The organism is Kitasatospora sp. NPDC024654, assembly GCF_055559155.1.
Genome location: NZ_JBVHLF010000018.1, coordinates 68,280 through 83,795, shown reverse-complemented (window position 1 = coordinate 83,795; position 15,516 = coordinate 68,280). Strand labels below are relative to the sequence as shown.

18 protein-coding genes are annotated in these 15,516 nt (G+C 75.3%); 11 read left to right on the top strand and 7 right to left on the bottom strand.

The window, feature by feature from the left end; all coding sequences use genetic code 11:
* Positions 1–135: 135 nt before the first annotated feature.
* A complete protein-coding gene (locus tag ACZ38L_RS13925; protein ID WP_465692493.1) occupies positions 136–1,497 on the bottom strand; it encodes an NAD(P)/FAD-dependent oxidoreductase in 1,362 nt (453 codons plus the stop codon).
* A 125-nt stretch (positions 1,498–1,622) separates the two neighbouring features.
* Here ACZ38L_RS13925 and ACZ38L_RS13920 point away from each other — a divergent pair, with 125 nt between their 5' ends.
* From ACZ38L_RS13920 to purB, 4 genes are all read left to right on the top strand, one after another.
* Positions 1,623–2,408, top strand: coding sequence for a HipA family kinase (locus ACZ38L_RS13920; protein WP_465692491.1), 786 nt, complete (start codon positions 1,623–1,625; stop codon positions 2,406–2,408).
* The gene (locus ACZ38L_RS13915; protein ID WP_465692489.1) at positions 2,405–2,788 is read left to right on the top strand and encodes a DUF3037 domain-containing protein; all 384 of its coding nucleotides are present in this window, start codon (positions 2,405–2,407) and stop codon (positions 2,786–2,788) included. The genes ACZ38L_RS13920 and ACZ38L_RS13915 overlap by 4 nt, the downstream gene beginning before the upstream one ends.
* 88 nt (positions 2,789–2,876) lie before the next feature.
* A complete protein-coding gene (locus tag ACZ38L_RS13910) occupies positions 2,877–3,320 on the top strand; it encodes a MarR family winged helix-turn-helix transcriptional regulator (protein ID WP_465692487.1) in 444 nt (147 codons plus the stop codon).
* A 51-nt stretch (positions 3,321–3,371) separates the two neighbouring features.
* Positions 3,372–4,802, top strand: coding sequence for an adenylosuccinate lyase (purB, locus tag ACZ38L_RS13905; RefSeq protein WP_396565683.1), 1,431 nt, complete (start codon positions 3,372–3,374; stop codon positions 4,800–4,802).
* Between the two features lie 10 nt (positions 4,803–4,812).
* Here the strand turns inward: purB and ACZ38L_RS13900 are convergent, their stop codons facing one another.
* Together ACZ38L_RS13900 and ACZ38L_RS13895 are read right to left on the bottom strand one after the other, a co-directional pair.
* Positions 4,813–6,336 (bottom strand): MFS transporter, encoded by a 1,524-nt coding sequence (locus tag ACZ38L_RS13900; RefSeq protein ID WP_465692485.1) that lies wholly within the window; start codon positions 6,334–6,336, stop codon positions 4,813–4,815.
* Between the two features lie 53 nt (positions 6,337–6,389).
* Complete coding sequence (locus ACZ38L_RS13895) at positions 6,390–6,875, bottom strand: NUDIX domain-containing protein (protein ID WP_465692483.1); 486 nt, start codon at positions 6,873–6,875, stop codon at positions 6,390–6,392.
* Positions 6,876–7,089: 214 nt separating this feature from the next.
* Here ACZ38L_RS13895 and ACZ38L_RS13890 point away from each other — a divergent pair, with 214 nt between their 5' ends.
* Genes ACZ38L_RS13890 through ACZ38L_RS13880 form a run of 3 tightly spaced genes read left to right on the top strand, consistent with a single transcriptional unit; the run spans position 7,090 to position 8,517 of the window.
* Positions 7,090–7,221, top strand: a complete 132-nt coding sequence (locus ACZ38L_RS13890; protein ID WP_465692480.1) for a hypothetical protein — start codon at positions 7,090–7,092, stop codon at positions 7,219–7,221.
* Complete coding sequence (locus ACZ38L_RS13885) at positions 7,188–7,751, top strand: PAS domain-containing protein (RefSeq protein ID WP_465692558.1); 564 nt, start codon at positions 7,188–7,190, stop codon at positions 7,749–7,751. The genes ACZ38L_RS13890 and ACZ38L_RS13885 overlap by 34 nt, the downstream gene beginning before the upstream one ends.
* Positions 7,752–7,755: 4 nt before the next feature.
* Positions 7,756–8,517, top strand: a complete 762-nt coding sequence (locus ACZ38L_RS13880; protein WP_465692478.1) for a PP2C family protein-serine/threonine phosphatase — start codon at positions 7,756–7,758, stop codon at positions 8,515–8,517.
* A 14-nt stretch (positions 8,518–8,531) separates the two neighbouring features.
* Here the strand turns inward: ACZ38L_RS13880 and ACZ38L_RS13875 are convergent, their stop codons facing one another.
* The gene (locus ACZ38L_RS13875; RefSeq protein WP_465692476.1) at positions 8,532–8,825 is read right to left on the bottom strand and encodes a dsRBD fold-containing protein; all 294 of its coding nucleotides are present in this window, start codon (positions 8,823–8,825) and stop codon (positions 8,532–8,534) included.
* Between the two features lie 405 nt (positions 8,826–9,230).
* Between ACZ38L_RS13875 and ACZ38L_RS13870 the strand changes: the two genes are divergently transcribed.
* A complete protein-coding gene (locus ACZ38L_RS13870; protein WP_465692474.1) occupies positions 9,231–10,325 on the top strand; it encodes an ArsR/SmtB family transcription factor in 1,095 nt (364 codons plus the stop codon).
* Positions 10,312–11,007 (top strand): Rv1733c family protein, encoded by a 696-nt coding sequence (locus tag ACZ38L_RS13865; protein WP_465692472.1) that lies wholly within the window; start codon positions 10,312–10,314, stop codon positions 11,005–11,007. Before ACZ38L_RS13870 ends, ACZ38L_RS13865 begins: the two co-directional genes overlap by 14 nt.
* A gap of 15 nt (positions 11,008–11,022) precedes the next feature.
* Here the strand turns inward: ACZ38L_RS13865 and ACZ38L_RS13860 are convergent, their stop codons facing one another.
* The 3 genes from ACZ38L_RS13860 to ACZ38L_RS13850 all read right to left on the bottom strand — a co-directional run bounded on the left by ACZ38L_RS13860 (position 11,023) and on the right by ACZ38L_RS13850 (position 13,972).
* Positions 11,023–11,604: a MarR family winged helix-turn-helix transcriptional regulator gene (locus tag ACZ38L_RS13860; protein ID WP_465692470.1), complete on the bottom strand. Its 582-nt coding sequence runs from the start codon at positions 11,602–11,604 to the stop codon at positions 11,023–11,025.
* 116 nt (positions 11,605–11,720) lie between these two features.
* Positions 11,721–12,368 carry an NAD(P)-dependent oxidoreductase gene (locus ACZ38L_RS13855; protein ID WP_465692468.1) on the bottom strand — a complete coding sequence of 216 codons (648 nt, stop codon included), beginning with the start codon at positions 12,366–12,368 and terminating at the stop codon, positions 11,721–11,723.
* 53 nt (positions 12,369–12,421) lie between these two features.
* A complete protein-coding gene (locus tag ACZ38L_RS13850) occupies positions 12,422–13,972 on the bottom strand; it encodes an ATP-dependent DNA ligase (RefSeq protein WP_465692466.1) in 1,551 nt (516 codons plus the stop codon).
* Positions 13,973–14,073: 101 nt separating this feature from the next.
* Between ACZ38L_RS13850 and argJ the strand changes: the two genes are divergently transcribed.
* Both argJ and ACZ38L_RS13840 read left to right on the top strand, forming a co-directional pair.
* Positions 14,074–15,225, top strand: coding sequence for a bifunctional glutamate N-acetyltransferase/amino-acid acetyltransferase ArgJ (argJ, locus tag ACZ38L_RS13845; RefSeq protein WP_465692464.1), 1,152 nt, complete (start codon positions 14,074–14,076; stop codon positions 15,223–15,225).
* 29 nt (positions 15,226–15,254) lie between these two features.
* Positions 15,255–15,479, top strand: a complete 225-nt coding sequence (locus ACZ38L_RS13840) for a DUF2277 domain-containing protein (protein WP_396565659.1) — start codon at positions 15,255–15,257, stop codon at positions 15,477–15,479.
* Positions 15,480–15,516: the final 37 nt, after the last annotated feature.

Genomic DNA, 15,516 nt, shown 5'->3' with positions numbered 1-15,516 from the left:
GGGGGGGGGGTGGGGAGAAAGGGTCCGGGGAGAGCTGGGGGGAGGTGGGGGGGGGGGGGGGGGGGGGGCAAAGGGGGGGGGGGGGGGGGGGGTGGGGGGGGGGGGGGGGCGCCCCCCCCCCCCCCCCCACGGGGGTCACGGGGACTGGGCGCGCAGCGACTGGGTGTACTGGCGGATCTCTTCCTTGCTCAGGTAGGCGCCGGTGTGTTCGAGGTCGCTCAGCCGGGCCGGCTGCCGGGCCAGGAACCCGGTGCGCACGAAGTCGTCCCCGGCGGCCGCGTTGATCAGCCAGTTGACGCCGACCCGGGTCTTCGCGACGTTGGTCCGCATCGCCATCAGGTGGTAGCCGCGGGCGACCAGTTGGGCGGGCACCCCGGTCATCTCCACGTGCACCGGCTTGGAGACCGCGTCCTTGCCGCCGAGGTCGACCACCAGGCCCAGGTCCCGGTGGAAGTAGGGCTTCAACGGCTGGTTGCGCAGCGCGGCGACCAGGTTGTCGGCCATCCGCCTGCCCTGCCGGGCGGCGTGCTGGGCGGTTGGCGGGCAGACCGCACCGTCGCCCTTGGAGAGGTCCGGCACCGCGGCGACGTCGCCGAGCGCGAAGACCCCGTCGAACTGCGGCACCCGCATCTCGGCGGTGACCGCGATCCGGCCGCGGACCGTCTCGGCGTCCAGGGTGCCGATCAGCGGGCTGGCGGTGACCCCGGCGGTCCAGATCAGCGTGCGGCAGGGGAGCACCCGGCCGTCGGTGAACTTGACCGTCTCGGCGCTCACCTCGGCCACCGAGACGCCCAGCGAGACGTCCACGCCGCGGTTGCGCAGGATCTTCAGCGCGGTGGTGCCGAGGTGCTCGCCGAGTTCGGGCATCAGCTTCGGGGCGATGTCGATCAGGTGCCACTTGATCAGCCGGGGGTCCAGCCGCGGGTAGCGGTCCAGCGCCGCCGTGGTCAGCCGTTGCAGGCAGGCGGCGGTCTCGGTGCCCGCGTAGCCGCCGCCGACCACCACGAACTGCAGCCGGGAGGCCCGCTCCTGGTCGTCCAGGCTGGCCGAGGCGAGGTCGAGCTGGGCGATCACGTGGTCGCGGATGTAGGTGGCCTCGGCGAGGGTCTTCATGCCGCGCGCGTAGTCGTCGAGGCCGGGGATGTCGAAGGTCCGGGTGATGCTGCCGGCGGCGATCACCAGGTAGTCGTAGCGCTCGGCGATCACCTCGTCGGTGATCTTCCGGATCACGCAGACCTTGGCCCGCGGATCCACGCCGACCGCCCCGCCCGGGATGACGTCGGTGCGGCACAGCGAGCGGCGCAGCGAGACCGCGACCGACTGCGGGGTGAGCACCCCGGCGGCGACGTGCGGCAGCAGCGGGAGGTAGAGCTGGTAGCTGAACGGGGTGACCAGGGTGATCCACGCCTCGGTCGGGGCGAGCTTGCGCTCCAGCCGCCGGGCGCACTCCAGCCCGGCGAAGCCGCCGCCCACCACCAGGATCCGGGGTCGTTCCATGATGTCGTCCTTCCGTGGGACGGAACGGGCAGCGCGCACCCGCGTGCGGGCCCACGTCCCAGCCACCATGGCACGTGGACCGGGGGCCCGCCACCGCGCAGCGCCCGGATGGGTAGGGTTGCCGCGTGCTACGTGAGGTGACAGCTGTTCGTTACGTGACGCCGCTGCGCGAGGGCGGCTCGATGCCGGGCCTGGTGGAGGGCGACGACCACCGGCTCTACGCGCTCAAGTGGAGCGGGGCGGCCCAGGGGCGCAAGGCGCTGGTGGCCGAGGTGCTGGCGGGCGAGCTGGGGCGGGCGCTCGGGCTGCCGGTGCCCGAGCTGGTGCGGATCGAGCTCGACCCGGTGCTGGCCCGCAGCGAGCCGGAACAGCAGATCCAGGAGCAGATCCGGGCCAGCGGCGGGGTCAACGTGGGCCTGGCCTTCCTCAGCGGCGCGCTCAACTTCGACCCGCTCTGCTTCGAGGTGGACCGCGAACTGGCCGGGCGGGTGGTCTGGTTCGACGCGCTGATCGGCAACGTGGACCGCTCCTGGCGCAACCCCAACCTGCTGGTCGAGGGCGGCCGGCTGCGGCTCATCGACCACGGCGCCAGCCTGATCTTCCACCACCACTGGGCGGGCGCGGCCGGCTGGGCCCGCCGGGGGTACGACGCGAGCGACCACGCGCTGGCCCGGTTCGCGCCCGATCTCGCGGTCGCCGACCGGGAGTTGGCCCCGCGCGCCACGGTGGAGCTGCTGGCCGGGGCGGCCGCGTCGATCCCTGAGGAACTGCTGGTCGACGAGCCGGGGTTCGCCGGCCCGGAGGAGGTCCGGGCCGCGTACGTCGAGCGGTTGGCGGCACGACTGGCGGGGCCGCGCGACTGGCTCCCGGGGTTCGCCGTCTCCGCCGGTTGCGACGAGGTGACCCGATGACCGAGCTGTACGACTACGAGTACGCCGTGCTGCGCGCGGTGCCCCGGGTGGAGCGCGGTGAGTGCGTCAACGTCGGGGTGCTGCTCTACTGCCGGCAGAGCGCCCACCTCGGGGTCCGCACCCTGCTGCCGGAGACCAAGCTGCTGGCGCTGGACCCGGCGGTGGACCTGACCGGCCTGGCCCGGGCGCTGCGCGGGGTCGAGGGGGTCTGCACGGGCGGTCCCGCGGCCGGCCCGGCGGCCGCGGACTCCCCGGGGCAGCGCTTCCGCTGGCTGACCGCCCCGCGCAGCGCCGTGCTCCAGCCGGGGCCGGTGCACACCGGACTGACCGCGGACCCGGTGGCCGAGCTGGCCAGGCTCTTCGAGCAGCTCGTCCGGTAGGGCGGCTGGTGTGGTGGGCGGTCGGCCGGGAGTCGCTTGCCATGGTGAAAGCTGGAGTGGTTCAAGCTTCACGGCGTACCCTGGGCGCATGGCCCCGATGACGACTGCCGCCGCGCCCGCCGTGACCACCGCCGAGCTCATGGAGGCGATGGCCGCCGTCGGTGCCGCCTACTTCCAGGACTTCGCCGCCGCCGCGGGCCGGCACGGCCTGAGCTCCTCGCAGGCCAAGGCGCTCGGGGTGGTGCTGGAGCCGGTGCCGATGCGGGCCCTGGCCGGGCAGCTGGGCTGCGACGCGTCCAACGTCACCGGCATCGTCGACCGGCTGGAGGCGCTCGGCCTGGCCCGTCGGGAGGCCGCCGAGGCCGACCGCCGGGTGAAGATCGTGACCATCACCGACGAGGGCAGCGAGGTGCTGCAGCGGATCCGGGCCGACATGGTCCGGGCGCACCGGGCCTTCGAGTCGCTCGGCGACGAGCAGCGTGGGCTGCTGCTCGACCTGTGCCGGCAGGTGCTCCCGCTGCTGGCGGCCTGAGGCGGAGACCGACGCGTCCCGGGCTGACCTCGACTGTTAGGCTTGCGAAGCGTGAGCGCGAAGCCCCAGATCCCCAATGTCCTGGCCTCCCGGTACGCCTCGGCGACCCTGGCCCAGCTGTGGTCCCCCGAGCACAAGGTCGTTCTCGAACGCCACCTGTGGCTCGCCGTCCTCAAGGCCCAGCGGGATCTCGGGATCGACGTGCCCGAGAACGCGGTCGCCGACTACGAGCGGGTGATCGACCAGGTCGACCTGGAGTCGATCGCCCGGCGCGAGCGGGTCACCCGGCACGACGTCAAGGCCCGGATCGAGGAGTTCAGCGAGCTCGCCGGCCACGAGCAGATCCACAAGGGGATGACCTCCCGGGACCTGACCGAGAACGTCGAGCAGCTGCAGATCCGGCAGTCGCTGGAGCACGTCCGGGACCGCGTGGTCGCCGTGCTGGTTCGGCTCGGCCGGCTCGCCGCCCAGCACGCCGAGCAGGTGATGGCCGGCCGCTCCCACAACGTCGCCGCCCAGGCCACCACCCTCGGCAAGCGCTTCGCGACCACCGCCGACGAGCTGCTGGTGGCCTTCGCCCGGCTGGAGGAGCTGATCGCCCGCTACCCGCTGCGCGGCATCAAGGGCCCGGTCGGCACCGCTCAGGACATGCTCGACCTGCTCGGCGGCGATGCCCGGAAGCTCGCCGAGCTGGAGCGCCGGGTGGCCGGCCACCTCGGCTTCGAGCAGGTGTTCACCTCGGTCGGCCAGGTCTACCCGCGCTCGCTGGACTTCGAGGTCACCTCGGCGCTGGTGCAGCTCTCCGCCGCGCCGTCCAGCCTGGCCAAGACCATCCGCCTGATGGCCGGTCACGAGCTGGTGACCGAGGGCTTCAAGGAGGGCCAGGTCGGCTCTTCGGCGATGCCGCACAAGATGAACACCCGGTCCTGCGAGCGGGTCAACGGCCTGGCCGTGATCCTGCGCGGCTACGCCTCGATGACCGCCGAGCTCGGCGGCGACCAGTGGAACGAGGGCGACGTCTCCTGCTCGGTGGTCCGCCGGGTGGCCCTGCCGGACGCCTTCTTCGCCTTCGACGGCCTGCTGGAGACCTTCCTGACCGTCCTCGACGAGTTCGGCGCCTTCCCGGCCGTGATCGAGGCCGAGCTGGACCGCTACCTGCCGTTCCTGGCCACCACCAAGGTGCTGATGGGCGCGGTGCGGGCGGGCGTCGGCCGGGAGGCCGGGCACGAGGTGATCAAGGAGCACGCGGTCGCCTCCGCGCTGGCGATGCGGGCCGGCGCCCGGCAGAACGAGCTGCTCGACCGGCTCGCCGCCGACCAGCGGATCCCGCTCGACCGGGCCGCGCTGGACGCCCTGCTGGCCGACCGGCTCTCCTTCACCGGCGCGGCCGGGGCCCAGGTGGCCGAGCTGGTCCGGCGGATCGAGGCGGTCGCGGCCGCGCACCCGGAGGCCGCGAAGTACGCCCCGGGCGACATCCTCTGACCCCTCGGAGTCAGGACCCGCCGGTGGACCCCGGGCACGAGTGGCCGGGGTCCACCGGCGGGGCCGTGCTGCAGCAGTACCAGGTGCTGTCGGGTTCGGCCGCCCGGGCCGCCTCGCGCCCCGGCACGGTCGCCAGCGCCAGCAGCCCGGCCCCGGCCAGCAGCCCGGCGCAGATCAGCATCGCGGTGTGGAAGGCCGCGTCCACCGCGGCGGGGTGCCGGTACTGATCCCCGCTCAGGCCGGCGAGGAGCGGCAGCGCGGCCACCGCGAGCAGCCCGGCCGCCCGTGCGGCGGCGTTGTTGACCCCGCTGGCGATGCCGGCCCGCCGCACGTCCACCGCCGCCAGCACGGTCGCCGTCAGCGGCGCCACCAGCAGCGCCATCCCGCAACCGAGCAGCAGCACGGCGGGCAGCACGTCCGTCCAGTACGAGGTGCCAGGCCCGATCCGCAGCATCAACAGCGCCCCGCCCGCGCAGAGCAGCGGTCCGACGGTGAGCGGCAGCCGCGGCCCGATCCGGGTGGCCAGCCGGCCGGCTCGGGCCGAGAAGGCCAGCATCAGCAGGGTGAGCGGTGCCAGCGACACCCCGGCGGTCAGCGGCGCGAAACCCGCCACCGTCTGTAGCTGGATCATCAGGAAGAAGAAGATCCCGCTGAACGCGCCGTAGATACCCAGGGTCGCCAGGTTGACCGTGCTGAACAGCCGGGAGCGGAACAGCTCCAGTGGCAGCATCGGATCCGGGTGCCGGTGCTCGGCGACCACGAACGCCGCGGCGAGCAGCAGCCCGAGCACCGCCGCCGTCCAGACCGCGGCCGGCGGGCCCTGGGCGGCCGTGGTCAGCGCGTAGGTCACCCCGGTCAGCGCGAGCGCGGCCAGCACCGCGCCGCGCACGTCGAACCGGCCGGTGGCCCGCTCGTCCCGGCTCTCCGGCACGTGACGCAGCGTCACCAGCGCGACCACGACGGCCACCGGCAGGTTGAGCACGAAGATCCAGCGCCAGCCCGGGCCGTCCACCAGCCAGCCGCCGAGGAACGGCGCGACGGCGGTGGCCACCCCGCCCAGCCCCGACCAGGCGCCGACCGCTGCCGACCGGTCGTCCGGATGGAAGGTGGCCTGCAGGAGCGCGAGCGAGCCGGGCGTCAGCAGCGCCCCGCCGACGCCCTGCAGCGCGCGGGCGGCGATCAGCACGTCGATCCCGGGCGCCAGCGCGCAGAGCGCCGAGGCGCCGGCGAACCAGCAGACGCCGAGCACGAAGACCCGGCGCCGCCCGAAGCGGTCGCCGAGCGAGCCGCCGAGCAGGATCAGGCCGGCCAGCGTGAGCAGGTAGGCGTTGACCGTCCACTGCAGGGCGGCCAGTGGTGCGCCGAGGTCGGCGCCGATCCGCGGCAGGGCGACGTTGACCACCGTGCCGTCGAGCATCGCCATGCCCGAGCCGAGTGCGCTGGCCAGTACCACCCAGCGGCCCCGACGACTGCTCAGCCGGAGCGCGGGGCCGGGGGAGGGAGAGGGGGCGGGGGCGTCGGGGGCAGTCTCCACGGGGTGATCCTGCGGGACGGGACCACCCGGTGGAAAGCACCGCGCCGCCCGGTTCAGCCGAAGCCCAGATCGGTGGTGCAGTAGGCGGTGGTCCGGCCGTGCCGGGCCTGGAGGCCGAGCCGGAGCCGGGCCGCCGCCGCCGTCGGCAGCAGTGCCGCGGCCTGGTCCGGCGGCACCAGCGCGGACGCCGCCGGCTGCTCGGCCGGGAGCGCGGCCGGGAGGTCGGCGGGCACCGTGCCGCCGTCGAAGAGGAACTCCACGGCGGGCCGGGCCAGCGCGCCGTGCCGGGGGAGCGGCGCCTGCCACTGCACCACCAGCAGCCGCCCGGCGGTCACGGTGAGCCCGGTCCCCGCGCGGGCCTCGCGGGCCGCGCACCGCTCGGGGGTCTCGCCCGGCGCGATGCTCCCGCCCGGCAGCAGCCACCAGGACCGGCAGGCGGGTTTCACCAGCAGCACCAGGCCGCCGGGGTCGGTGAGCAGGACGCCGCAGCCGACGTACACCGTCGGCAGTCCGGCGAGCCACTGCTGTTCGGTCGGCATGGCGGGGCTCCTGCGGCACTCGGGTGCACACCCGGGGCTGCCCACCCGGGAGCTCCAGCGAACCGCACGCGGGAGCCGCCGACCAGGGCGCACGGAAGCGGAGAGGCGCGGACGGCGGGCGGTCGGGAGCCCGGCCCGCGGGGGCCCGGCCGTCGTCCGCCGGGCGGGCGGCGGACCGGACGGAGCGGTACGTTCGGCCCATGAGGGCGTTCGGATGACCGGGCAGCACGTCCCGCACGTGGACCCGGTCGAGGCGCTCACCGCCACCGGCACCGGCTGCTTCGAACGGCACCCCGGCACCGGGCGGTTCCGCTGGATGCCACCGGTCGGGAGGTCCTCGACCTGACCGAGGACGAGTTCGACGGCCACGCCGAGAGCCTCTCGCTGCGGATCCCGCAGGAGGAGCTCGCCCGCCTCACCCGACTGGTCGAGGACATCCGGGCCGGCCGCGGCGAGAGCTACAGCAGCTACTTCCGGATCCGCCGCCGGGACGGCTCGATGCGATGGACGCACACCCAGGGCCGGCTGGTCCGCGACCCCGGGCCGGACGCCATCCGGGTGGTCGGCGTGGTCCGCGACGCGACCGAGGAACTCGCCCACTCGGCGCTGCGGCTGATGGCCGAGGACGACCGGCGGCGGCAGGAGGACGCGCTGCGCGAGGTGGTTGACGAACTGGCCGCCGCGCTCTCGGTGGACGACGTGGTCGCGGTGCTGGCCGGGGACCAGAGCATGCGCCGGCTCGGCGTGCAGGGGATCAGCGTGGCCGTGGTCGACCAGGGTCGGATCCGGCTGGTCGGCGCGGTGGGCCGGGCCAACGTCGAGGTCCGCGCGCTGCGCGCCAGTCGTAGCCGCTCAACGACGCGGTGCGACCGGTGAGCCGATGTTCTTCACCTCGCTGGAGTCCTTCCTGCGGCGCTACCCGAGGATGCGCGCGGCGCTGACCGACACGCGGGCCACCGCCGCCGCCTTCCTGCCGCTGATCGCGCAGGGCCGCCCGGTCGGCGCGCTCGCCCTGGTGCACGAGGGCAAGCGGAGCTTCAGCAGTGAGGACCGCACCCTGCTGACCGCGCTCTCCAGCGCCATCGCGCAGTGCCTGCAACGGGCGATGCTGGTCGACCAGTCCCGGGAGATCGCGGCGGGCCTGCAGAACGCGATGCTGCCGCGCTGGCTGCCGGCCGTCACCGGCGGGACCCTCGCGGTGCGCTACCGCACGGCCCGCGCCGGCACCTGGATCGGCGGGGACTGGTACGACGCGGTGCCGCTGGCCACCGGTGCGGTCCGGGCGGCCAGCGCCGGCCACCTGCCGCCGCTGGTGCGGCACCCGGACGGCTCGGTGGAGCGGGTCGAGGTGGCGGTCGGACCGCCGCTCGGCCTGCCCGCGGACTGGCAGCCGGCGTGCTATCCGCGCACCGGCTTCCGGCTCGCCCCGGGTACCACCCTGCTGCTCTACACCGACGGCCTGGTCGAGCGGCTGGGCGAGGACCTGGACCAGGGGCTGGACCGGCTCGCCGAGGTGCTGCGCGATGGCCCGGACCGGCTGCCGGCGCTGGCCGACCACGTCCGGGACACGCGCAGCGACCGGCTGGACGCCGAGGACGACGTGGCGCTCCTGCTGCTGCACCGGGAGGGCGACGAGGCGTAGCCGGGGCCGGAGCCTCAGCCGTCGGCGCGCGGGCGGGCGCCGTCGGCGGCGGTGGCGTCGATCTCGCCGGTGCGGATCAGTTGGTGACCCAGCGCGACCAGGGCCCGCCCGACCGCCAGGTCGTCGCCGATCGCGGCCGCCGGCGGGTCGTGCGGGTTGCGGTGCGCCTCGGCCCGGGTCTCCAGGTGCCGGCCGTCGGCGTCGAGCACGGCGTCCACGGTGGTCAGGTCGCCCTCCTCGACGAGGTGCAGCCGCAGGGTCCACTCCTTGGTGCGGGCCTCGGGGGCGGTAGCCGTCTTCGCTGCCATCGTGAACCTCCTTCGACCGGCGCCCGGGCGGGCCCTACGCGGCGGGCCGTTCGGGCGGGCGTCCTCTCCCAAGTATCGCAGCGCCCGCCGTCGCCGCCGCGCGGGCGGCGGGGGCGCGGGTCGTCCGCCGGGGCGCTGCCCGGACCCCCGTACCGGGCTGTGACCTGGTGGAACGTCCCGCGCCCCGGTCCAGGGGCGCCCGCGGCACCGCGCCGCCGCCGGTCGCGCGGCGACCGCGCGGTGGCGGAGGGCGTCGTCGTCCGCGCGGGCCGCGAACTCCCTTCCTCGGCGTGATAGCTGACGGGCACGTCATGTACTCGCTATGGTCGAATGGCGGGTTGGCCCGGCACGAGGGTTTCGCCCGTCGCCGAAAGGATCGGTGCGGGGGGACGAGGGGAGGGCGTCATGTTGCGCATCCACTTCACTGCCGAGGACCTGTTGAGCACCCGGTTCGCGGCCGGACCCGCACCGCTGATGGAGCTGGGGCTGGCCGTGGCGATGCTGCGGAGACCCGACCCGGACCCCGGATTCGCCCGCTGGCGGCGCTCGTTGGGCGGTGACGCGGTGCGTCCGGTCCGGCCGCTGTTCCAGCTGGTGCCGCCGACCGGCGCCGGACCGCTCTTCCTCGACCCGCCCAGCGAGGAGTTGGACCAGGGGGTCGAGCAAGTCCGGCTCGCCTCGGCCGAGTTCGTCCGGGCCGAGCTGCGGCGGATCTGCGCGGCCGGGCTGGCCCCCACCACGCTGCTCCGGCACCTCGCCGACCAGGACCGGGAGACTTGGCGGTACCTGGAGTTGACGCTGCGCAACTCCTTCGCCGCGCTGCTCGGCGCGGGCTGGCCCCGGCTGCGGGCCGGGTTCGACGCCGATGTCGCCTGGCGCGCCCGGGTGCAGCGCGAGTGCGGGCTGGGCGCGATGCTCACCGGCCTGTACCCGGGCGTCCGGTGGGGCGGCGGCACGTTGGAGATCCCGAGCCGCACGGAGCTGGAGCTCCGCCCGGACGGCGCCGGCGTGGTGCTGCTGCCGTCGGCGTACTGGACCGGACGGCCGATGGTGGGCCGCTACCCCGGGATCGGCGCGCTGATCGTCTACCCGGCGCTGACCCCGTTGCCGCACCTGCCGGTGGCGCCGGGGGCAGCCGTGGCCGGCGAGGAGGCCGTGGCCGGAAAGGAGGAGGACGAGCCGGTGGCCGCCCTGCTCGGCCGGACCCGGGCCGCCGTCCTGCGCGGGACCACCAGGGAGCGGACCACCAGCGAGCTGGCCGCCGAGCTGGGCGTCGGCCTGGCCACCGCCTCCGAGCACGCCCGGGTGCTGCGCCGGGCGGGCCTGATCACCACGCTTCGGGTCGGCCGGGCGGTCCGGCACTCCTGCACACCCCTCGGCTACCGGCTGCTCGACCGCGCGGCTCAGGAACGGCCGGTGGTGCCAGGGGCGTTGAGCACAACGGCGGCGACCGCGGGGCGGACCGGACGGACGGGAGGGCTGACCGATGTTCAGGAGTGACCGGACCGGCCGAGGAGCCGAGGGCAGCCGCCGGGGGTGGCCGGTCCGGGTGCGGACCCGGGCACGGCTGCGACAGGTGGGGTGGGCGGTCGGTCTGGGCGGCCCGCTCTGTCGGCCACTGGACCGGGCACGCAGCCGGGCGGCGCTGCTGGCGCTGCTCGGGGTGGCGGCAGCCGCCGCGCTCGCGGTGCTGGTCGCGGTGGACGGGATCCGCACCGCGCCGGCCGCGGCCGCCACCCGGGCGGGCCGCTTGCAGCGGGTGGCCGCGCTGGTGCTGGGCGACGCGCCGGGCGGCCCGACGGCGGACCAGGGCGGTCCGGTCGGCCACTGGGCCACCGGGGAGCGGGTCGTGGTGCGCTGGACGGATCCGGCCGGCCGACCCGGCAGCGCGCGGGTCACCCTGCGCGACCCGGTCGACGCCGGCACCACCGTCCCGCTCTGGGTGACGGGCGCGGGCCGGCTCACCGCGCCGCCGCCGAGCTCCGACGAGCTGGCCGTCCGGGCGGTCGGCCTGGGGTTGGCGGTGCTGGTCCTGCCGTCACTGGTGATGCTGGTCGGGCACGCCTTCCGGCAGCGCGCCCTGGACCGCCGGGCCGCCGAGCTGTGGAGGGCGGAGTGGGCCGAGGTGGCGCCGCGCTGGTCCGGTCCGGCGCACGGCCGGCCGGGGACGGCCGCGCCCTGATCGGCCCCGGCCGGCTCAGCCGAGGGGCGGGAGGGCGGCCCGGGCGCGCCGGCCCAGCTCGTCCAGTCCGCTGACGACGGCCTCGGCATCGGTGGCCGGCAGCCCGGCGAAGAGCAGCCGCTCGGCCTCCCGGATGTGCGCCGCGGCGGCGGCCACCAGGGTGCGCTCGCCCAGCTCGGTCATGCTGACCAGCTGCACCCGCCGGTCGGACGGGCTCGACGCCCGGCTCACCAGCCCGGCCTCGACCATCCGGTCGACCAGCCGGGTGGCGCCGCCGCTGGTCAGCACCAGTGGGCCGGAGAGCCGGCTCATCGGGGTTCCGCCGGGCTGGTCGGCCAGTATCAGCAGCACCTCGAACATCGAGTGGCTGATCCCCGCCGCCTGCTGGATCGCGGCCCCCAGCACCCGTTCGACCAGGGCGGAGGTGGTCAGCAGCACGCCCATCGCCCGGACCCGCGGATCGGCGGTGACCGCGGCCGCGGTGAGCGGGCCGGCGGTGGTCGCCGGCGGCGGTGCGGTCGGGGCGGCGCCGTCGCCCGCCAGTCCGGGGCACGGGCTGGTGAGCGAGGGGCAGGTCGGCTGGTCGGGGTCGGTCACGGGGTGCGCCTCTCGGTTCTGATGGCCCATCGTCGCCGGTCACGGGCCATCCGGTCCAGCCGGTGCGGGGGCCGGCCGGCGCGACCGGCCCCCGCGGTGGCTCAGCGACCGGCCGCTCAGTAGCCGACCGTGAACCGCTCGCCGACGTGCTTCGGCTGCTCGATCTCGTCGACCAGCGCGACCGCGTAGTCCTCGGTCGAGATCCGGCTGCCGTCGGCGGTGGCGACCAGGTCCTCCAACGCGGTGCGGTAGTGGCCGGTGCGCTCGCCGGGCTCGATCGTCCCGGCGGGGCTGAGGTTGGTCCAGCGGACGTCGCTCACCGTGCGGTAGAAGTCGAGCGCGTCGCCGTGCGCGTGCATGATCTGCAGCAGCCAGTCGGGCAGGCCGGGGGTGTCCCAGACCTTCGCGCCGTCCGGGGTGCGCAGCGAGCCGGCGCCGCCGATCGCGATCAGCCGGGGCGCCTCGGCGCCCAGCTGGCGCAGACCGGCCACCAGCGACCTGGCGGCGGGCTCGATGGTGGCGAGATGGCCCGGGCCGTCGCCCCCGCCGACCGCGCTGACCAGCACGTCCTGCCCCTTGGCGGCCGCGGCCACGGACGCCGGGTCGAGCACGTCGCCGGCGACGACGGTGAGTGCCGGGTGCTGCTCGGTGACCTTGGCCGGGTCGCGGACGACCGCGGTCACCTGGTGCCCGCGGCTCAGCGCCTCGCGGACGATCCGGCTTCCGATGCTGCCGTTCGCACCGAACACAGCGATCTTCGACATGGGACAACTCCTCCTGAGTGGGTCAGTCATCTGAGCAAACAGTACCTGTGTTGTCAGATATTTCCGTTGCCGGGAAGAAGTTCTCGGACCGCCTCGACCGTGTCCGCCTCGGTCGCCGGCTTGTCCTCGCGGTAGCGCAGCACCCGGGCGAAGCGCAGCGTCACGCCCGCGGGGTAGCGGCTGGAGCGCTGCACGCCGTCGAAGGCCACCTCCACCACCAGCTCGGGTCGCACGGTGACACCCCAGGCGGGGCGGTCCACGGCCAGCCCGGCGAGCCGCTCGGTCTGCCAGTCGAGCAGGGCGTCGGTCAAACCCTTGAAGGTCTTGCCGAGCATCGCGAAGCCGCCGTCCGGGCGACGCGCGCCGAGGTGGAGGTTGGAGAGCCGGCCGGCCCGGCGGCCGTGTCCCCACTCGGCGGCCAGCACCACCAGGTCCAGCGTGTGCACGGGCTTGACCTTCAGCCAGGCGGTGCCGCGCCGGCCGGCCGTGTAGGGCGCGTCGAGCGCCTTGACCACCACCCCCTCGTGCCCGCGGGCCAGCGTCTGCTCGGTGAACTCGTTCGCGCCCGCGCGCAGTCGGGCGTCGCCCGGGTCGTCGACCACGAACCGGCGGACCCGCAGTGGCGCCGGGACCACCCGGGCCAGCTCGGCGTGCCGCGCCGCGGTGGGCCGGTCCAGCAGGTCCTCGCCGTCCAGCGCCAACAGGTCGAAGAAGACCGGGGAGAGCGGCAGCGCGGCGTGCGGGCCGAGCGCGTCCCGGTGCGAGCCGACCCGGCCCGCGGTCTGCTGGAACGGGCGCGGTCGGCCGGCCGCGTCCAGTGCGATCACCTCACCGTCCAGTACGGCCTCGGCCAGCGCCAAGTCGGCCGTCGCGGCCACCACTTCGGGCAGCCGGTCGGTGATCTCGTCCAGCGTGCGGGTGTAGACGCGGACGGTCCCGCCGCCGCGGTGCACCTGGATCCGGATGCCGTCCAGCTTCTCCTCGACCGCGCACGGGCCGAGCCGGTCCACCGCCTCGGCGACGTCGGCCGCGGTGTGCGCCAGCATCGGCAGCACCGGCCGGCCCACCGTCAGCCGGAACGCCGCCAGCGCGGCCGGGCCGTCGGCGAGCAGCGCCCGGGCCACCGCGCCGAGCGAGCCGCCGAGCATCACCGCGCGCCGGACGTCCTCGGCCCGGGCGCCGCCGGCCGCCGCCAGGCCGTCCACCGCCAGCGCGTCCAGCGCGCCCTGGCGGACCTCGCCGCCGATCAGCCGGATCAGGAACTCCTGCTCCTCGGCGGTGGCGGCGGCCAGCAGATCGCGCAGCAGTCGGCGGCGCTCGGCCACCGAGCCCGGGCCGGCCGCCGCCGCGATCCGGTCCAGCGCCCGGTGGGCCTGCTGGACGGTCAGCGAGGCGGTCGCCGCCGGCGGGACCGGCTCGGCCAGCAGGCGCCAGCCGACCCCGATCCGCCGCTGCGGCAGCCGTCCGGCCAGGTAGGTGGTCACCGTCGGCGCCTGGTCGGGCTCGGTGGCCCGGAACAGCTCGGCCAGCAGCGCGGTCTTCCGCGAGCGCGCGGACGCGGCGGCGACCTCGCGGGACGTCCGGGCGACCTCGGCCAGCAGCATGCCTCCATGGTCGCCCGCGACCCCCGGCGGTGCAGCCGGCTACCGCGGTGCGATACATTCATATTCCTTGAATGGCATATATATGCAGAGAAAGGAGAGCGATGGACCTGCCCAAGGGCTTCCGCTCCCGAACCGCCAACCTGGGACTCAAGGAGGGCGGCGCCGACGACTTCGCGCTGGTGGTCTCCGAGGTGCCGACGGTGTCGGCCGCGGTCTTCACCAGGTCGCGGTGGGCCGGGCCCAGCGTCCGGTTGAGCCGGGCCTCGGCCGGCCGGCAGGACGCCCGTGGCATGGTGGTGATCTCCCGCAACGCCAACGTGGCCACCGGCCGGGAGGGCGACCGCAACGCCGAGGAGGTCCGCCGGCTGGCCGCCGAACTGGCCGGGGTGGCGCCGGAGCAACTGGTGATCGGTTCGACCGGGGTGATCGGCCGCCGCTATCCGATGGACCAGATCCGGGCCGGGTTGGCGGCACTCGACCGGCCGCTCGGCGAGGCCGACTTCGCGGCCGCCGCCGCGGCCATCATGACCACCGACACCCGGCCCAAGCACACCCGGCTGACCTGCGACGACGCGGTGCTGGTCGGGATCGCCAAGGGCGTCGGCATGATCGAGCCGAACATGGCCACCCTGCTGACCTTCTTCTTCACCGACGCCGAACTCCCGGCGGCCGAGCTCGACACGGTGTTCCGCCGGGTCATGGACCGCACCTTCAACGCGCTGAGCATCGACACCGACACCTCCACCAGCGACACCGCGGCCGTCTTCGCCAACGGCCTGGCCGGGCCGGTGGACCCGGCCGAGTTCGAGGAGGTGCTGTACCGGGCGGCGCTCACCCTGGTCCGCTCGATCGCCTCGGACGGCGAGGGCGCGACCAAGCTGGTCGAGGTGCGGGTGACCGGCGCCCGGGGCACCGCGCAGGCCAAGCGGGTCGGCAAGTCGGTGGTCAACTCGCCGCTGGTGAAGACCTCGGTGTACGGCGCCGACCCCAACTGGGGTCGGGTGGCGATGGCGATCGGCAAGCTGCACGACGACCCCGACCTGGACCCGGCCCGGATCACCATCCGTTACGGCGGCCTGGAGCTCCACCCCGCCGAGCCGGACCCGGCCGCGCTGGCCGCCGCCCGCGCCCACCTGTCCGGCCCGGAGGTGCTGATCGGGGTCGATCTCGGCCTCGGCGACGCGGAATTCACCGTCTACGGCTGCGACCTGACCCCCGGGTACGTCGAGCTGAACTCCGGCTACACCACGTGACCGGCCGCCCGCGGGCGCAGACTGGTGGTATGTGTCGCAGCATCAAGACCCTCCGCCCGCCGGTGACACCCGAAGTCACCGACTCCGACATCCAGGCGGCGGCCCTGCAGTACGTGCGCAAGGTCTCCGGGTTCCGGGCGCCCGCCGCGCACAACCGGCTGGTCTTCGACCGGGCGGTACTGGCGGTCGCCGAGGCCACCCGGGAACTGCTGGCCGACCTGGAGGTGCGCGGCGCGCCTGCGGTTCGGCGGTGAGACGCCACCGCCCGCGGTCGGTCCGGGGTACGGACCG

Bases quoted from the DNA above. Each gene is read 5' to 3' on its own strand.
- ACZ38L_RS13910 (WP_465692487.1), top strand. From the start codon at position 2,877: ATGGCCCCGATGACGACTGCCGCCGCGCCCGCCGTGACCACCGCCGAG.
- ACZ38L_RS13890 (WP_465692480.1), top strand. From the start codon at position 7,090: ATGACCGGGCAGCACGTCCCGCACGTGGACCCGGTCGAGGCGCTCACC.
- ACZ38L_RS13915 (WP_465692489.1), top strand. From the start codon at position 2,405: ATGACCGAGCTGTACGACTACGAGTACGCCGTGCTGCGCGCGGTGCCC.
- ACZ38L_RS13865 (WP_465692472.1), top strand. From the start codon at position 10,312: ATGTTCAGGAGTGACCGGACCGGCCGAGGAGCCGAGGGCAGCCGCCGG.
- ACZ38L_RS13850 (WP_465692466.1), bottom strand. From the start codon at position 13,972: ATGCTGCTGGCCGAGGTCGCCCGGACGTCCCGCGAGGTCGCCGCCGCG.
- ACZ38L_RS13855 (WP_465692468.1), bottom strand. From the start codon at position 12,368: ATGTCGAAGATCGCTGTGTTCGGTGCGAACGGCAGCATCGGAAGCCGG.
- ACZ38L_RS13870 (WP_465692474.1), top strand. From the start codon at position 9,231: ATGTTGCGCATCCACTTCACTGCCGAGGACCTGTTGAGCACCCGGTTC.
- ACZ38L_RS13880 (WP_465692478.1), top strand. From the start codon at position 7,756: ATGTTCTTCACCTCGCTGGAGTCCTTCCTGCGGCGCTACCCGAGGATG.
- argJ (WP_465692464.1), top strand. From the start codon at position 14,074: ATGGACCTGCCCAAGGGCTTCCGCTCCCGAACCGCCAACCTGGGACTC.
- ACZ38L_RS13895 (WP_465692483.1), bottom strand. From the start codon at position 6,875: ATGCCGACCGAACAGCAGTGGCTCGCCGGACTGCCGACGGTGTACGTC.
- ACZ38L_RS13925 (WP_465692493.1), bottom strand. From the start codon at position 1,497: ATGGAACGACCCCGGATCCTGGTGGTGGGCGGCGGCTTCGCCGGGCTG.
- ACZ38L_RS13875 (WP_465692476.1), bottom strand. From the start codon at position 8,825: ATGGCAGCGAAGACGGCTACCGCCCCCGAGGCCCGCACCAAGGAGTGG.
- ACZ38L_RS13840 (WP_396565659.1), top strand. From the start codon at position 15,255: ATGTGTCGCAGCATCAAGACCCTCCGCCCGCCGGTGACACCCGAAGTC.